We start from the raw sequence: 16,031 nt of genomic DNA on the forward strand, positions 1-16,031 counted from the left end.
CCGAAGGGAAAGACGATGACTCAGAATCCCAACCTCGCTGCCCTGAGCTCCGCGGGTGTATCGGTGTGGCTGGACGACCTGTCTCGCCAGCGCTTGCAGTCCGGCAACCTGCAGGAGCTCATCGACACCAAGAGCGTCGTCGGGGTCACCACCAACCCGTCGATCTTCCAGAAGGCGCTCAGCGAGGGCGATGCCTATGACGCACAGGTCGCCGAACTCGCAGAGCGCGGCGCGGATGTCGACGCCACCATTCGGACCGTGACCACCGACGATGTCCGCAACGGTTGCGACGTGCTGCGGCCGCAGTGGGAGGCCTCCGACGGCGTCGACGGCCGGGTGTCCATCGAGGTCGATCCGCGGTTGGCACACGACACCGACAAGACCGTCGCCCAGGCCATCGAGCTGTGGAAGATCGTCGACCGCCCAAACCTGCTGATCAAGATTCCGGCCACCAAGGCCGGCCTGCCCGCCATCAGTGCCGTTCTGGCGGAAGGGATTTCGGTCAACGTCACCCTGATCTTCTCGGTCGAGCGACACCGCGAGGTGATGGACGCCTACCTCGCCGGACTGGAAGCCGCCAAGGCCGCCGGGCATGACGTATCCAAAATCCATTCGGTGGCATCGTTTTTCGTGTCGCGCGTCGACACCGAGATCGACAAGCGACTGGAGAAGATCGGCTCGGATGACGCGCTGGCGCTGCGCGGGCAGGCCGGCGTCGCCAACGCGCGGCTGGCCTACGCGGCCTACCAGGAAGTGTTCGTCGGTGGTGACCGCTTCGCCGCGCTCGAGCGCGAGGGGGCACGGGTGCAGCGTCCGCTGTGGGCCTCGACCGGGGTGAAGAACCCCGACTACTCCGACACGCTGTATGTCACCGAACTGGTGGCACCGAACACCGTCAACACCATGCCGGAGGCCACGATCGATGCGGTGGCTGACCACGGGATCGTCACGGGCGACACCGTCACCGGCACCGCGTCGGCCGCCCAGGAGGTGTTCGACAAGCTCGACGCGATCGGCATCGACTTGACCGACGTGTTCCTGGTGCTGGAGAACGAAGGCGTCGAGAAATTCGAGGCCTCGTGGAAAGAGCTGCTGGACGCGACTGAGGCTCAGCTGCAGTCCGCCGACAAATGAGTCCAGCCGGAACCCGGGCCGGTTCTGGGCAATGGCGAAATCCGTTGCGGGACAAGTGCGATAAGCGCCTGCCACAAATCGCCCCGCCCTGCACGGTGGTGATCTTCGGCGTGACCGGCGATTTGGCCCGCAAAAAGGTGGTGCCGGCCATCTATGACCTGGCCAACCGGGGCTTGCTAGCGCCCAACTTCGCGTTGGTGGGCTTCGCCCGCCGCGATTGGCACGACGAGGACTTCGCCAACGAGGTTCAGGAATCGGTTAAGGCGCACTCCCGCACGCCGTTCCGTCAGGCCATCTGGGACCGGCTCGCCGACGGATGCCGTTTCGTGAAAGGCACTTTCGATGACGACGCCGCGTTCACGCGGCTGGCCGAGACATTGGACAAGCTCGACGCCGAGCGGGGTATCGGTGGCAACCACGCGTTCTACTTCGCCATTCCCCCCAAGAGCTTCCCGACCGTCTGCGAGCAGTTGGACAAGGCAGGCTTGGCGCGGGCGCGCGAGGACAGCTGGAGTCGGGTCGTCATCGAGAAACCGTTCGGCCACGATCTCGACAGTGCCCGCGAGCTCAACAAAGTGGTGAACAGCGTTTTCCCCGAGGACTCGGTGTTTCGCATCGACCACTATCTGGGCAAGGAGACGGTTCAGAACATCTTGGCGCTGCGCTTCGCCAACCAGCTGTTCGACCCGATCTGGAATAACCATTACGTCGACCACGTGCAGATCACCATGGCCGAAGACATCGGTCTGGGCGGCCGCGGCGGCTACTACGACGGGATCGGCGCCGCCCGCGACGTCATCCAGAACCACCTGACACAGCTGCTGGCCCTGACGGCGATGGAAGAGCCGGTGAGCTTCCAACCGACAGAATTGCAGACCGAGAAGATCAAGGTGCTCTCCGCGATCGAGTTGGCGGAGCCGTTGGAGGAGACCACTTCTCGCGGGCAGTACACCGCCGGCTGGCAGGGCGGCGAGCGCGTGGTGGGACTGCTCGAGGAGCAGGGCTTCTCCCCGGAGTCCACTACGGAGACGTTCGCCGCCATCACGCTCGAAGTCAAGACGCGCCGATGGGCCGGCGTCCCGTTTTATCTGCGCACCGGAAAACGGTTGGGCCGCAGGGTAACCGAGATCGCACTGGTGTTCAAGCGGGCACCTCATCTGCCGTTCGACGCGACGATGACCGACGAATTGGGCGCCAACGCCTTGGTCATTCGGGTACAACCGGACGAAGGCGTCACGTTGCGGTTCGGGTCGAAGGTGCCGGGCAGCATGGAAGTGCGCGACGTCAACATGGACTTCTCGTACGGCTCGGCGTTCGCCGAGGACTCCCCCGAAGCCTACGAACGGCTGATCCTGGACGTGCTCTTGGGTGAGCCCTCACTGTTCCCGGTGAACGCAGAAGTCGAATTAGCCTGGGAGATATTGGATCCCGCGCTCGACTACTGGGCCGATCATGGCAAGCCCGACCCCTACGAGGCGGGTACTTGGGGCCCGGCGTCGGCATTCGAGATGCTGCGGCGCACCGGGCGAGAATGGCGGCGACCGTGATTCTCGAATTGCCCGACACGAGCACCACCGAGATCAACAAGAAGCTCAACGAGCTTCGCGAGAAGACCGGCGCGGTCACTCTCGGCCGGGTGTTGACGCTCGTGATCGCCCCCGGCAGCGACGCACTGCTGGAGGAATCCATCGAAGCCGCGAATGTGGCCAGCCACGAACACCCGAGTCGGGTGATCGTGGTGGTGGCAGGCGACGCCGACGCCGCCGATGCGCGCCTGGACGCCCAATTGCGGGTCGGCGGCGACGCCGGCGCGGCCGAAGTGGTGGTTCTGCGACTATCCGGGCCCCTGGCCGGCCACAACAGCAGCGTCGTCGTCCCATTCCTGTTACCCGACATCCCCGTGGTGGCCTGGTGGCCAGACATCGCCCCTGCGGTACCCGCGCAAGACCCATTGGGTCAGTTGGCAATTCGTCGGATAACGGATGCGACCAACGGAGCGGACCCGTTGTCGGCAATCAAAAGCAGGCTACCGGGTTACACCCCCGGCGACACCGACCTGGCCTGGAGCCGGATCACCTACTGGCGGGCGCTGCTCGCGTCGGCGATCGATCAGCCGCCACACGAGCCGATCACCTCAGCGGTGGTGTCGGGCCTGAAAGGCGAACCGGCGCTGGATATCCTGGCCGGCTGGTTGGCCAGCCGGATCGACGGCCCGGTGCGCCGCGTCGTGGGCGAGCTCAAGGTCGAACTCGAGCGGCCCACTGAGACGGTGGTACTGCGCAGGCCCCAGACAGGCGTGACGGCGACGTTGAGCCGCACCGGCAAGCCGGACGCACTCGTTCCGCTGCACCGGCGCGACGTCCCCGAATGCCTCGCCGAAGATCTCCGGCGACTGGATGCCGACACCATTTACTTTGCCGCGTTGGAAGGTATCGATCGGGTGGAGTACGCATGAGCACCTCTGTAGAAACGTTCGACGACGGCGACGCACTCGTGACCGCCGCGGGCGAACGCTTGATCGCCGTCGTCGAAGACGCGATCGCCGCCCGCGGAAAGGCGCTGGTGGTGCTGACCGGCGGCGGTAACGGCAACAAGCTGATGCGCTTCCTCGCGACACACGCCGGCCGCATCGACTGGGCCAACGTGCATGTCTTCTGGGGTGACGAGCGGTACGTCACCGAGGACGACGACGAACGCAACGAGAAGCAGGCCCGCGAGGCGTTGCTGGATCACGTCGACATTCCGGCTCGCAATGTGCACGCGATGGCGGCTGCCGATGGCGAATTCGGCAACGATATAGCCGCCGCCGCACTGGCCTACGAGCAGATCCTGGCCGCCAACGCCGACCCCGGCGATCCCGCCCCTAATTTCGACGTCCATCTGCTCGGCGTGGGACCCGAGGGACACATTAACTCGCTGTTCCCGGACACACCGGCCGTGCGCGAGACAACTCGCTTGGTGGTCGATGTCGAGAATTCGCCGAAACCACCACCGCTGCGAATCACCCTGACACTGCCCGCAATTCGGCGGTCCCGCGAGGTCTGGCTGTTGGTGTCGGGCGCCGAGAAGGCCGAGGCGGTGGCCGGCGCTGTCGGCGGTGCCGACCCGGTGTCGATTCCGGCGGCCGGCGCCGTCGGTCGCGAGCACACGATCTGGTTCCTCGACAGGGGCGCCGCCAGCGAGCTGCCCGCCTAGCCCGACCGCCGGTCGGTCTGCCCGTCCGCGTAGCCGCGCGCGTACTCCAGCAGGCGCTGGACGATGTCGGGTGAGTGGCCGATCACGGCGGCGCAGTGCTGCTCAGATTCTCGTCGGTGCATATCCGATCAGATGGATATCCGGTCCCGCCGGTTCCGTCGACCGTCATAATGAGCGATATGGCAGATAAAAGCGCCGGTGATCGCCCAGCGCGGCAGCGGATCAAGACGCTCACCCAAGCGGCGATGAATGCCGACGTCACCGTCAACCAGCTCGAAGACATCCTGGGTGGCCTGGGCGACACGTTGGGCGACTTGAACACGTCTCTCACGAACCTCAACGGCGCCGTGAACCGCCTGGACAACGGCCTCGACCACTTCGAAGCCACCCTCGGCCGGATTGACGACCTGATGAAGCGGCTGGTGACGCTGGTGGCGCCGGTCGAGGCGATCGTCGAGCGCATCGACTACATGGTCGGCGTGGGCGAGACGGTGATGTCGCCGCTGTCGGTCACCGAACACGCAGTCCGCAACGCGTTCAACGCCTTACGCAATCGCGGTAGTCGCTAACCGCTGTTGCGCAGCGCGCTGGCCAGACCGTTCATGGTCAGCAGGATTCCGCGCTGCACCAGTTCGTCGTCGTCACCGGAGCGGTAGCGCCGCAGCAACTCGACCTGCAGGTGGTTCAGCGGCTCCAGATACGGGAAGCGGTTGAACACCGACCGGGCCAGCGCCGGGTTGTCGGCCAGGAGGTTGTCCTGACCGGTAATCAGCTGATGCGCCTTGATACTTCGCTGGTGTTCGGCGGCGATCTTGTCGAACACCCGACGCCGCAGCGATTCGTCCTCGACCAGTTCCGCGTAGCGGGCGGCCAGGCCGAGGTCGGTCTTGGCCAGAACCTGCGCCATGTTCGACAGCACGGTCTGGAAGAACGGCCATCGCTCATACAGTTCGCGCAGCGTTTCGAGACGACCCTCGCCACCGGCGATCCACTCCTCGATCGCGATGCCGGTTCCGTACCAGCCCGGCAGCATCACCCGCGACTGACTCCACGCCATCACCCACGGAATCGCGCGCAGGTCGGAAATCGACGACGTCTGTTTGCGTGACGTGGGCCGGCTGCCGACGTTCAGCGCACCGATCTCGCTGACCGGTGTCGACTGCAGGAAATACTCCACGAAACCGTCTGTCTCATGGACTAATTCGGAGTATGCACGTTGTGCCCGATCCGCGAGCTCGTCGAGAATCTCGTAGGCAGGGCCGGCGATATCGTCAAGGCCCTCGACATCGAGCAGGGTTGATTCCAAGGTGGCCGCCAGCAGTGTCTCCAGATTGCGTTGCGCCATCTGCGGTTCGGCATACTTGGCGGCGATCACCTCGCCCTGCTCGGTCAGCCGCAGCGAGCCGTTCACCGCGCCCGGCGGCTGAGCGAGAATGGCCTGATAACTCGGACCGCCGCCGCGGCCCACCGTGCCGCCGCGACCGTGGAAGAGCCGCAACCGAATACCGGTTTTGCGCGCCGACTCGACGAGATCGAGTTCGGCCCGATACAGCGCCCAGTTGGCGGTCAGATAACCGCCGTCCTTGTTCGAATCGGAGTATCCGAGCATCACTTCTTGGCTGCCCTGCCGGGCCCTGACGATGGTCTGGTAGACCGGAAGATCAAGCGCCGCTTCGAGAATCGACGCGCCCCTGCGCAGATCGTCGATGGTCTCGAACAGCGGGACGATGCCAACCGGACAGTAGGGCTTGTCGGCCGATGCGTCGAGCAGTCCGGATTCCTTCAGCAGGATGCCCGCTTCGAGCAGATCGGAGACGGAGCGGCACATCGAAATGATGTAGTTGGGCACCGCTTCCGGGCCGTAGATCTCCACGGCCCGGGCGGCGGCGGAGACGATGGCGAGTTCTTTGCGGGCCAGGTCGGACAGTTGCTCGCGATCGCCGATCAGCGGCCGCCGCGTGCTCAGCTCGCCGGCGAGGATGTTGACCCGCTCGTCTTCACTCAGCGACCCATAGTCGGGATGGACTCCGGCCCAGGCCAATAACTCCGCGACCACTTCCTCGTGCACATCGGAGTTCTGCCGCATGTCCAAACCGGAAAGGTGAAAACCGAAGACGTGCAAGGCTTCCCGCAGCCGCGCCAGCCGATCGTCGGCCAACAGCCTGCTGCCGTTGGCGCGCAGGGAGGCATCGACGACATCGAGGTCGGCCAGCATCTCCCCCGGCGTCGAATACGGCGGCAGACCGAGGTCGAGCAGATTGTCCGGCTCACGGTCCAGAATCTGCGCGGCAGTGGCGGTGAGCCGGCCGTGGATGACGCGCAGGGCGCGGCGGTAGGGCTCGTCGCCGCGAGCCGGCTCCTCGCACGCTTCGGCAAGCGCGGTCAACTCGCCGGTGACCGCCACCAGGCGCGCCGACATCGACAATTCCTGCTCGAGAGCGCTCAGCTCGGCGAGGTAGTGGTTCAGCGCCGTGTAGGCCGCGCTCCCGGTGGCCAGGCGCACCACATCGGCGGTGACGTTGGGGTTGCCGTCGCGGTCGCCGCCGATCCAGGAGCCGGGCCGCAGGATCGGTTCGGGAAGCAGGTCCGCGTCAGGCCAGCGGTGGCGCAGTGCGTCGCGGACCGAGGCGTTGACTTTCGGTACCACGTCGAAAAACGCTGCCTGGTAATAGCGCAACCCGACCGCGATCTCGTCGGAGATCTGCAGCCGGGACAGCCGGACCAACGCGGTCTGCCAGAGCATCAGCACCTGCCGGCGCAGTTCGGTCTCGACGTCACCGCCGTCGTCGGTTTCGGTCTGGCCATGCGCACGCATCCGCATCAACTGGGTGATGCGGTGTTGGGTATCGAACACCGTGCGGCGGCGAGTTTCGGTCGGATGGGCGGTGATGACGGGCGAGACCAGTGCGCCGGTCAGCGCCTCGGCGACGGTCGCAGTGTCCAGGCGTGCCGCGTCGAGCTTCAAATACGTCGCGGCCAGGCTGCTGTCCTGCGGCGGCTCCTCACGCGCGACGTGGATCGCGCGGCGGCGCTCGCGATGGATGTCTTCGGCGACGTTGGCCAGCAAGGCGAAGTGACTGAACGCCCGGATGACCGGGATCGCTTGATGAATGTCGATGCCGTCGAACAGCTGCGCAACCTCGGCGCGCTCGATCTCAGAGCGGCGCACCTGAAAGGACGCTTTGCGGGCCCGCTCGACCAAGGCGAACACCTCGTCGCCGTTCTGCTCGCGGACGGTGTCACCAAGGATGGTGCCGAGTAACCGAATGTCTTCACGCATCGGCTCGGTCGCGTCGCGTCCGATCTGGGTGCGTTGGACGGCACCGAAGGGCTCCAGCGAGTCGGGTGCTTCAACCATACCTACCAGTATCAGGGCGGCTGGCCGACTTCGCCTTTCGTGGAGTCAGGCGTTGTATTTGATGCGCAGCGCCATACCGACGATGGCGACCAACCAGATGCCGACGACGAACAACGTCAGTCGGTCGAGGTTCTTCTCCACCACCGTCGAACCGGACAGACTGGACTGCACGCCACCACCGAACAGCGTGGACAGACCACCACCCTTGGCGCGGTGCAACAGCACCAGCAGTACCACCAGAATGCTGGTGACCACCAGGGTGATCTGCAGGGCCAATTCCATGGACGACACCTTACCGGGCCGCGGCGACCCGGCTCAGACCGGCGCTAGGAAGTCAGCGGACCCCAGTAGGTCTTGTCGGTGGCGTAGTCGAAGTACGCCTCGTGGTTGAGGAACGGTACGACGCCGCTGTCAATATCGGTGCCCGAGATCACTGTCGGCGCTGTGCTCTGGTTGATGCTGTCCGTGCCTACCTGATAGGAGTACAAAAGCGTGCTGCCGTTGTAGACCGAAATCGTGTCGCCCTGCGCGACGCCGGAATGCGCGATCGATGACGGGATGGTTCCGTAGACACCGCCGGAGTCGAGGTCGTTGGTAATTATCCCGGTGCCGGTCACGACACCGTTGTGCGTCACAGTTTCGGTCAGAGGGCCGACGGTCGGGGATCCGTCGAGCCAGGTGCCTCCGGTCAGCGGGTTGTCGCCCCCGACGATGAGGCTCTTCTCGGGCCCGACCAAGTCGACGAGCACGCCGCCGTAACTCTCGAATGGGCTGTCCGTCGGCCCGGCCGTGTCGGGGCCGATGCCCAGGATGCCGTCCACGTGGTTACCGGAGAGGAAGCTCTGGAAGTTCTCGAAGATGTTGGCGGGGTTGGTTGACCACGAGAGAACTTCGACGTCAACCGGGCTGGTCGTGCTGAGCACTTCGGTGCCGTCGGTGCCGTAGTCGACGGGAACGTCGTTATACGTCAGGTAGAGGTACTCGACGCCGCCGCTGTAGCCGCTGAACCCGTAATTGTCGGGCATTCCGAGCTTGAACAGTTCCTCAAGCGCGGAGAAGTCGTTCGAGCCCAGGTCTTGCCACGGGACGACCAAGCCGCTCGAGCCGGTGTCGACCAGCAGTGTCGACGGGTCGCCGGCACCGATGGCCGCCTGGATGGTCGGCTCGGTGACAATCTGCATGGTGATCGGAAGCGTGTAGCTGGTCGCGGCCGCAGCGGGCTCCGCCCCCGTCGACGCGGCCGCCACCGCGGAGTCTGCGCTCGGCAGCGCGAAATCGAACGAGCTGTTCAGGCTCGCTAGCAGGCTGTCGGCCCAGCTGGTCAGGTCCAGCGCGGCGGCTGGGTCGAAGACCGCGATCGAGTCGGTCAGCGATGTCAGGATCGGCTGGACGATCGGGTCCAGAAGATCTTCGAAGTCCGCCCGCGCGGGTGCCGCGGAGCCAGTGGCCAACGCTGCTGCGGCGAAGAACACGCTCGCGCCCGCGCCGACCAGGCCGAGACCCGCTGCGACCTTGTTTTTCCCGTGCCGACCTGCCATCAGATACCTTCCCCCGGGCTCCGTGCCGCGTCCGACGCGCATAACTGAACGTCCCTGTGCTTCTTTCAGGTTTCCTTAAGCTAAGCGTGACCTGACCGAGATGCAACCCGTACAGGCCGCTGTTTCACCTTTAATTCGCTTAAGACGACCGGATCACGTCGTTACGGCCCCGTCTCATCGCGGCGCCGGCCAGCCGAGGGGCACGGCGCAGCGCTCGATATGTCAGGGCAGCGGCCCACCGGCAGCGATCGCCGACAGCGTCGCGAACTGCTCGCCATCCAGCGACGCACCACCCACCAGGGCGCCGTCCACGTCGTCCTGCGCGACGATGTCGCCGATGTTCTTGGCGTTCACCGAGCCGCCGTAGAGCACTCGGACGGTGTCGGCGATCTGCGGCGACGCCAGCGAGCCCAGCTCCTCGCGGACCGCGGCACACACTTCCTGGGCGTCGGCGGCGCTGGCGACCCGCCCGGTGCCGATCGCCCAGACCGGCTCGTAGGCGATGACGGTCTTGCCGATCTGCTCGGCCGACAACCCCGCCAGGGACCCGCGCAGCTGTGTCTGGCAGTGGCTGACGTGCTCGCCGGCCTCACGGACGTCCAGGTGTTCACCGATGCACACGATCGGCGTCAGCTGGTGTTTGAGCGCGGCCGCGGCCTTCGCGGCGACCAGCGCGTCGTCCTCGTGGTGATAGGTGCGCCGCTCGGAGTGGCCGACCACGGCGTAGTGGCACCCCAGCTTGGCCAGAAATGCCCCACTGATCTCGCCGGTGTACGCCCCGGAGTCGTGCTGCGAAATGTCCTGCGCGCCATAGGTGAGTCGCAGCTTGTCGCCGTCGACCAGCGTTTGCACGCTGCGCAGATCGGTGAACGGCGGGATGACCGCAACGTCGACCTTGTCGAAGTACTTGTCGGGCAGCGAGAACGCGATCTTCTGCACTAAAGCGATGGCCTCGAAGTGGTTGAGGTTCATCTTCCAGTTGCCGGCAATCAGCGGCTTGCGGCTCATACCCACCGCCGACGATGCAGAGCGAAGCGATGAGGAGGAGGCGGAACGATCATGGAGGTCCTTTGCTCAGGCGGTCAACACGTCGAGGCCGGGGAGCGTCTTGCCCTCAAGGTATTCCAGCGATGCCCCGCCACCGGTGGAAATGTGGGAGAAGCCGTCTTCGGGCAGGCCCAGTGCCCGCACCGCGGCGGCCGAGTCGCCGCCACCCACCACGCTGAACGCGCCCTTGGCCGTCGCCGCCGCGATCACTTCGGCGAGGCCCTTGGTGCCGGCAGCGAAGGCCGGGAACTCGAAGACGCCCATCGGGCCGTTCCAGAAGATGGTCTCCGCGTTGCCCAGCAGCTTGGTGAATCGCCGGACAGATCCCGGGCCGATGTCCAGGCCCATCTTGCCGTCCGGAATAGCATCGGCGGCAACAACTTTCGGCGGCGAATCGGCGGCGAATTTGTCGGCCACCACAATGTCCACCGGCAGGTGCAGCACGTCGGCATGCGTATCGAGCAGTTTCTTGCAGGTGTCGATCATCTCGGGCTGCAGCAGCGACGTCCCGACTGAAACACCCAGCGCGGCAAGGAATGTGTAACACATACCGCCGCCGATCACGATGCTGTCGGCCTTGGTGGCCAACTGCTCGATCACACCGAGCTTGTCGGAGACCTTGGAGCCGCCCAGGATCACGGCGTACGGCCGCTTCGCCGAACCGGTGAGCCGCTCGAGCACTGCGACTTCTTCGGCGACCAGCGTGCCCGCGTAGTGCGGCAGCAGCGTCGCGACGTCGTAGACGGAGGCCTGCTTGCGGTGCACCACCCCGAACCCGTCGGATACGAAAGCCCCGTTGCTGCCGACCAATTCGGCGAGCTCTTTGGCGAGTGCCAGGCGTTGGCCGTCGTCCTTGCTGGTTTCCCGCGGGTCGAAGCGGATGTTCTGCAGGAGCAGGACGTCGCCGTCGGCCAAACGTCCGGCGCGGGCCTTGGCGTCGGAACCCACGACGTCGTCGGCCAGCTGCACGTTCTTGCCCAGTTCCGCACCGAGTTTCGCGGCGACGGGCGCCAGCGACAGCGCCGGGTCGGGCTTCCCGTCGGGGCGCCCCAGATGGGCGGTCACCACCACTTTGGCGCCGGCATCGGCGAGCGCCTTGATGGTCGGCACCGAGGCGATGATACGGCCCGCGTCGGTAATGGCGCCGTCGTTGAGCGGCACATTAAGGTCAGAGCGAACAAGCACGCCGCGACCCGAAACCCCCTGTGCGAGAAGGTCGTCCAGGTTCGGAATGGCCACGGCTACAGCGACTTGCCGACCAACGCGACCAGGTCGACGAGGCGGTTGGAGTAGCCCCATTCGTTGTCGTACCAGGACACCACCTTGGCCTGGTTGTCGATCACCTTGGTCAGACCGGAATCGAAGATCGAGCTGTGCGGGTCGGTGACGATGTCACTGGAGACGATCGGAGCGTCGTAGTACTTCAGGATGCCCTTCATCGGGCCGTCAGCGGCGGCTTTCATCGCGGCGTTGATCTCGTCGGCGCTGGCGGACTTCTTCAGCTCCGCGGTCAGGTCGGTGACCGATCCGGTGGGGATCGGCACGCGCAGCGCGTAGCCGTCCAGCTTGCCCTTCAGTTCGGGCAGCACCAGACCGATCGCCTTGGCGGCACCGGTCGAGGTCGGCACGATGTTGAGTGCGGCGGCGCGGGCCCGGCGCAGGTCCTTGTGCGGGCCGTCCTGCAGGTTCTGGTCCTGCGTGTAGGCGTGGATCGTAGTCATCAGACCCTTGACGATGCCGAACTCGTCGTTGAGCACCTTGGCGATCGGGCCGAGGCAGTTGGTGGTGCACGACGCGTTGGAGATGATGTTCTGGCTGCCGTCGTACTTGTCGTCGTTGACGCCCAGCACGATCGTGATGTCCTCGTCGGTGGCCGGCGCGGAGATGATCACCTTCTTGGCTCCAGCGTCCAAGTGGCCCTTGGCCTTTGCGGCGTTGGTGAAGATTCCGGTGGACTCGACGACGACGTCGACACCCAGGTCACCCCAGGGCAGGGCCGCTGGTCCCTCTTTGACCTCCAGCGCCTTGATCTTGTGGTCGCCGACGACGATGGTGTCCTCGCCCTCGAGGCTGACGTCGTAAGGCAGCCGGCCCAGTATCGAGTCGAACTTCAGCAGGTGCGCCAGGCTGGCGTTGTCGGTCAGGTCGTTGGCCGCCACCACCTCGATTTCGGTGTCGGCTCCCGCTGCCTGCTGCGCCAGCAGGGCCCGGTAGAAGTTGCGGCCGATGCGACCGAAGCCGTTGATGCCTACCCGGACCGTCACGTGTATCTCCTTCGACGCTGACTCAATGCTCGCCGCCAGCCTAGTAGCTGCGACAATGCGGAGCGAATTCGGTGGTTCAGGTCACGCTTGTGGGCGCGGTAACCGGGTGGACGGGCAGTTCGTCGCCGGGTTCGGGCCAGGGCTGACGTGCCAGCATGTCGTCGACCGAGACGTAGCCTTCCTCGACCAAGCCGGTCTTGGCGTCGACGATGCGGTACCACTGCTTTTTCGTCTGAATCGGTTGGCCTTCGAGGATGATCACTCGCAGGTCGCCTTCCTCCAGGTGGCAGCGCCGCTGCACCGCCTCGATCAGTTGCTCGTTGTGCAGGTGTCCTTCGCCGAAATTCCAGCCGATCAGCGGCCCCGCGACGGTTTCGCCTTCACGGAGTGCGTAGTCCCGCTCGTTGTCGAGTGCACGTGGCAGCAGACCGTTGAGCGCGCGACCGTGGACATGCATCGACCGAAAGGCGCGGGCTTTGTCGCTGATGATCTCGGCGGTGGCCGGGTCATACAGCCGGGCAATTTGATTGGCGGTCAGCGCCGAGCTTTTGACGACGTTCTCTTCGATCTTGTCTTCGACGCCGTCGCGGAAGCACCAGACACTCGAGGCCCAGTTTCCGGCGTAGTACCGCAACGCGGGCAGGAATGAAATCTGTTGAGGGAACATGTTTCCCACTACCGGAATCACAAGGAGAGCCACCATCAGCATCGCCAGCAACAGCGGCGAATTCAGGTCGTAGATCACGATGTTGCCGTAGTGGCCGAAAAGGTAGAACAGCGAGAAGATGAAGAAGATGTTCCACTCCAACGGAACGCCCATCGGCAGGTTGGAAATGATGTTGAGGTGGAAGATCACCATGAAGCCGATCAACCACCACCGCCACGGATGATCACCGCCGGCGAAGACCAGGACCGCCGGCACGATGAGTTCGGCCGTGGTGCCACCGACGTGGGCCATCACCTTCGGAATCCAGGTCGGCCGGATGTCGTCGACCGGGTCCCGATAGAGCTTGCGCTTCAACCAGTTGAACGGCTTGCCGCGCAGTAGCGGGTTGTTGCTCGTCATCGCCGCGACCACGTAGGGAAAGTGGTGGTTGAGTTTGGAAGTTGCTGCGCCCCACCACAGTCCGAGCATGACGATCTTGAACGCCGCGATCTGGTCGGTGAACGGGAAGAAGAAGATCAGCAATTTCAGCCAGTAGTGCTCACCGCGAGCGGCCAGAAAGATCGTCTTGTCGCGCAGGCCCAACAGCGCCAGCGCGATGATCGTCGGCAGCACCAGCAGCGGGTCGAGCAACCCGACGTCGCCGTTACCGGTGACCGACCCGCCGCGACCGGGCGCGAGCAGCGCCCAGACACCGGACGCCAAGACCACTGCATACAGCGCCACGTCGAAAAGGGTGCGGGTGTCGCCGCGCGTGAACGGCACATCGTTCGGCCACGGTGGCAGCCGAATTGTCTTGGGTCGCAGCCAGTATAGGAATCCCCCGATCGGCGGCATGAATCGCGCGGTCAGCGGGCCCGACCCGCAGCCCAGCCCAAGGACTTCGAACAGCAGCGTGAAGACGATGAATTTCTGATAGACGATCGGCTGGGTCCACCAGTCCCCGATGCGCCCAAGCCCGCCCAGACCCGGGGTCAGCGAGACGACCGCGGCCGCGCCGGCGGCGTAGGCGGCCATCTTGATCACGTAGAGCAGGTAGATCGCGGACGGAGTGCCGAAGCCGTGTTCGACCCAGTGCCGGGTCACCACCTGGATCCGGTCGGCCGCCGACCGGGCGTGCCAGGTCTCGGGGTCGACGTCCGGAAGATCCGGGGTGATGAATCCCATCACGGCCTCGATTCAGGTCTGCCACCGTTGGCGAAAACAATCTAGCCCTTCAACACTGTGACGAAGCGCCGACTGTGCAGCTTATGGATGGATTTGCCGCCGATTTCGCGGTCAAAAGCTGCACAGTCGACGGATCTGAAAGCAGCTTGTGCCTCTAGGCGTCTTCCAGCAGGTCGGGCGTCACCGCGGACTCGGTGTCCGGAATCCCGTCTACCTTCGCTTTGCGGTCGGCCATCGACAGCAAGCGCCGAATCCGGCCCGCCACAGCGTCTTTCGTCATCGGCGGGTCGGCTAACCGGCCCAATTCTTCCAGTGAAGCCTGGCGGTGTTCGACGCGCAGCTTGCCCGCCGCCGCCAAGTGGTCCGGCACGCCCTCGCCGAGAATTTCCAGCGCCCGTTCGACGCGGGCGGCGGCCGCGACCACCGCGCGCGCCGAGCGCCGCAAGTTGGCGTCGTCGAAGTTGGCCAACCGATTGGCGGTCGCCCGCACCTCGCGGCGCATCCGCCGCTCCTCCCACACCAACCGGGTGTCCTGGGCCCCCATCCGGGTGAGCAGCGCCCCGATGGCTTCACCGTCGCGCACCACGACCCGGTCGGCGCCGCGGACCTCGCGAGCCTTGGCGCTGATCCCCAGCCGGCGCGCCGCGCCCACTAGCGCCAGCGCGGCCTCGGGTCCGGGGCAGCTGACCTCCAGCGCCGACGAGCGACCCGGCTCGGTCAGCGAACCGTGGGCCAGGAAGGCGCCACGCCACGCGGCCTCGGCGTCGCCGACGCTGCCACCCACGACCTGAGCCGGCAAGCCGCGCACCGGCCGGCCACGCAGATCCAGCAATCCGGTCTGTCGGGCCAGCGCCTCGCCGTCGTTGGCGACCCGCAGGACATAGCGAGTGGTCTTGCGGATTCCACTGGCGGACAACACATGTACGACGGCGTTGTAGCCGTACAGATCGAAGATGTCCTTGCGCAGGCGTCGCGCGATGCTGCCCAAATCGACCTCGGCCTCGACGACCACACGGCCGGCCACGATGTGCAATCCGCCGGCAAAGCGCAACAGCGACGTCACCTCGGCACGCCGCGCGCTCACCGCGGTCACCACCAGCCGGCTCAATTCGTCCTTGACTTCGGCCGTCATCGCCACGCGTCGTCACCCCTCGGTCCGTTGCGATCCTGTCTGTCCGCGTCCGTGGATCCCGCACCAGGCGGCCGAGCCGTGTCACGCACGCCCACTCCGTCCAGCGCCGCGGCCAGTTTGCCCGGGTCATGTAAAGGTGTACCAGGCCTGGACACGTCCGCGAATTGAACTTGGGCATTCAGCAGCGTCGCGGTCCGGCGCAGTTGCTCGCGCTCGCGTTCGCTCGGCACCCGTTCGGCGTCGATGATCACGTCGTGAACGGTGAAACCCGGAGCGTGCTGGGCAAGTACATGCAGATGACGTTCGACCGAGAACCCCGCGGTCTCCCCCGGTTCGGCCACCAGGTTGAGCACCAGCGCACGGCGGGCCGAGGTCGCCTGCAGCGCCGCGGCAAGCGCGGGCACCAGGACATGCGGGATCACGCTGGTGAACCACGAGCCGGGGCCCAGCACCACCAGATCGAGGCCGACGTCTCCGGCCTGGAAGCCGACCCGCGGATGTTCCGGGCGATTCGCGGGCAGGTGGCGATCGC

At 65.5% G+C, this 16,031-nt stretch carries 15 protein-coding genes; 5 read left to right on the forward strand and 10 right to left on the reverse strand.

Annotated elements, in window-relative coordinates:
• The first annotated feature begins 15 nt into the window (after nucleotides 1–15).
• Genes tal through pgl form a run of 4 tightly spaced genes read left to right on the forward strand, consistent with a single transcriptional unit; the run spans nucleotide 16 to nucleotide 4,329 of the window.
• Nucleotides 16–1,134 carry a transaldolase gene (gene tal, locus A5658_RS01935; protein ID WP_067330450.1) on the forward strand — a complete coding sequence of 373 codons (1,119 nt, stop codon included), beginning with the start codon at nucleotides 16–18 and terminating at the stop codon, nucleotides 1,132–1,134.
• Complete coding sequence (gene zwf / locus A5658_RS01940; RefSeq protein WP_067330452.1) at nucleotides 1,131–2,681, forward strand: glucose-6-phosphate dehydrogenase; 1,551 nt, start codon at nucleotides 1,131–1,133, stop codon at nucleotides 2,679–2,681. The genes tal and zwf overlap by 4 nt, the downstream gene beginning before the upstream one ends.
• Nucleotides 2,678–3,589, forward strand: coding sequence for a glucose-6-phosphate dehydrogenase assembly protein OpcA (opcA, locus tag A5658_RS01945; protein ID WP_067330498.1), 912 nt, complete (start codon nucleotides 2,678–2,680; stop codon nucleotides 3,587–3,589). The genes zwf and opcA overlap by 4 nt, the downstream gene beginning before the upstream one ends.
• Complete coding sequence (pgl, locus tag A5658_RS01950) at nucleotides 3,586–4,329, forward strand: 6-phosphogluconolactonase (protein WP_067330455.1); 744 nt, start codon at nucleotides 3,586–3,588, stop codon at nucleotides 4,327–4,329. Before opcA ends, pgl begins: the two co-directional genes overlap by 4 nt.
• On the opposite strand, the gene A5658_RS29055 is transcribed toward pgl, so the two are convergent.
• The gene (locus A5658_RS29055; RefSeq protein WP_255361303.1) at nucleotides 4,326–4,451 is read right to left on the reverse strand and encodes a hypothetical protein; all 126 of its coding nucleotides are present in this window, start codon (nucleotides 4,449–4,451) and stop codon (nucleotides 4,326–4,328) included. The two genes, pgl and A5658_RS29055, sit on opposite strands and share 4 nt — an antisense overlap.
• Before the next feature lie 48 nt (nucleotides 4,452–4,499).
• Here A5658_RS29055 and A5658_RS01955 point away from each other — a divergent pair, with 48 nt between their 5' ends.
• A complete protein-coding gene (locus A5658_RS01955) occupies nucleotides 4,500–4,898 on the forward strand; it encodes an ATPase (RefSeq protein ID WP_067330459.1) in 399 nt (132 codons plus the stop codon).
• On the opposite strand, the gene ppc is transcribed toward A5658_RS01955, so the two are convergent.
• The 9 genes from ppc to A5658_RS02000 form a co-directional block, all read right to left on the reverse strand.
• Nucleotides 4,895–7,687, reverse strand: a complete 2,793-nt coding sequence (gene ppc / locus A5658_RS01960; RefSeq protein ID WP_067330462.1) for a phosphoenolpyruvate carboxylase — start codon at nucleotides 7,685–7,687, stop codon at nucleotides 4,895–4,897. The two genes, A5658_RS01955 and ppc, sit on opposite strands and share 4 nt — an antisense overlap.
• A gap of 45 nt (nucleotides 7,688–7,732) precedes the next feature.
• Nucleotides 7,733–7,969 carry a preprotein translocase subunit SecG gene (gene secG / locus A5658_RS01965; RefSeq protein ID WP_067330465.1) on the reverse strand — a complete coding sequence of 79 codons (237 nt, stop codon included), beginning with the start codon at nucleotides 7,967–7,969 and terminating at the stop codon, nucleotides 7,733–7,735.
• A gap of 44 nt (nucleotides 7,970–8,013) precedes the next feature.
• A complete protein-coding gene (locus A5658_RS01970; RefSeq protein ID WP_067330468.1) occupies nucleotides 8,014–9,225 on the reverse strand; it encodes a hypothetical protein in 1,212 nt (403 codons plus the stop codon).
• 222 nt (nucleotides 9,226–9,447) lie between these two features.
• Nucleotides 9,448–10,233 carry a triose-phosphate isomerase gene (gene tpiA, locus A5658_RS01975; RefSeq protein ID WP_067330470.1) on the reverse strand — a complete coding sequence of 262 codons (786 nt, stop codon included), beginning with the start codon at nucleotides 10,231–10,233 and terminating at the stop codon, nucleotides 9,448–9,450.
• 66 nt (nucleotides 10,234–10,299) lie between these two features.
• The gene (gene pgk, locus A5658_RS01980) at nucleotides 10,300–11,511 is read right to left on the reverse strand and encodes a phosphoglycerate kinase (RefSeq protein WP_067330477.1); all 1,212 of its coding nucleotides are present in this window, start codon (nucleotides 11,509–11,511) and stop codon (nucleotides 10,300–10,302) included.
• A gap of 2 nt (nucleotides 11,512–11,513) precedes the next feature.
• The gene (gene gap, locus A5658_RS01985; protein WP_067330479.1) at nucleotides 11,514–12,536 is read right to left on the reverse strand and encodes a type I glyceraldehyde-3-phosphate dehydrogenase; all 1,023 of its coding nucleotides are present in this window, start codon (nucleotides 12,534–12,536) and stop codon (nucleotides 11,514–11,516) included.
• Nucleotides 12,537–12,612: 76 nt separating this feature from the next.
• A complete protein-coding gene (locus A5658_RS01990) occupies nucleotides 12,613–14,367 on the reverse strand; it encodes a DUF3556 domain-containing protein (RefSeq protein WP_067330482.1) in 1,755 nt (584 codons plus the stop codon).
• 154 nt (nucleotides 14,368–14,521) lie between these two features.
• Nucleotides 14,522–15,499 carry a DNA-binding protein WhiA gene (whiA, locus tag A5658_RS01995; protein WP_156751206.1) on the reverse strand — a complete coding sequence of 326 codons (978 nt, stop codon included), beginning with the start codon at nucleotides 15,497–15,499 and terminating at the stop codon, nucleotides 14,522–14,524.
• On the reverse strand, nucleotides 15,496–16,031 hold a 536-nt coding region (locus tag A5658_RS02000), incomplete at its 5' end, for a 2-phospho-L-lactate transferase CofD family protein (RefSeq protein WP_369830468.1). The genes whiA and A5658_RS02000, both read right to left, overlap by 4 nt.

Source organism: Mycobacterium sp. 1245111.1 (assembly GCF_001673405.1).
In the GTDB taxonomy this organism is placed as follows: domain Bacteria; phylum Actinomycetota; class Actinomycetes; order Mycobacteriales; family Mycobacteriaceae; genus Mycobacterium.

What these genes read in the sequence shown, in the direction of transcription:
- tal (WP_067330450.1), top strand. Translation starts at nt 16, where the DNA reads ATGACTCAGAATCCCAACCTCGCTGCCCTGAGCTCCGCGGGTGTATCG.
- zwf (WP_067330452.1), top strand. Translation starts at nt 1,131, where the DNA reads ATGAGTCCAGCCGGAACCCGGGCCGGTTCTGGGCAATGGCGAAATCCG.
- pgl (WP_067330455.1), top strand. Translation starts at nt 3,586, where the DNA reads ATGAGCACCTCTGTAGAAACGTTCGACGACGGCGACGCACTCGTGACC.
- A5658_RS29055 (WP_255361303.1), bottom strand. Translation starts at nt 4,451, where the DNA reads ATGCACCGACGAGAATCTGAGCAGCACTGCGCCGCCGTGATCGGCCAC.
- A5658_RS01955 (WP_067330459.1), top strand. Translation starts at nt 4,500, where the DNA reads ATGAGCGATATGGCAGATAAAAGCGCCGGTGATCGCCCAGCGCGGCAG.
- ppc (WP_067330462.1), bottom strand. Translation starts at nt 7,687, where the DNA reads ATGGTTGAAGCACCCGACTCGCTGGAGCCCTTCGGTGCCGTCCAACGC.
- secG (WP_067330465.1), bottom strand. Translation starts at nt 7,969, where the DNA reads ATGGAATTGGCCCTGCAGATCACCCTGGTGGTCACCAGCATTCTGGTG.
- A5658_RS01970 (WP_067330468.1), bottom strand. Translation starts at nt 9,225, where the DNA reads ATGGCAGGTCGGCACGGGAAAAACAAGGTCGCAGCGGGTCTCGGCCTG.
- tpiA (WP_067330470.1), bottom strand. Translation starts at nt 10,233, where the DNA reads ATGAGCCGCAAGCCGCTGATTGCCGGCAACTGGAAGATGAACCTCAAC.
- A5658_RS01990 (WP_067330482.1), bottom strand. Translation starts at nt 14,367, where the DNA reads ATGGGATTCATCACCCCGGATCTTCCGGACGTCGACCCCGAGACCTGG.
- whiA (WP_156751206.1), bottom strand. Translation starts at nt 15,499, where the DNA reads ATGACGGCCGAAGTCAAGGACGAATTGAGCCGGCTGGTGGTGACCGCG.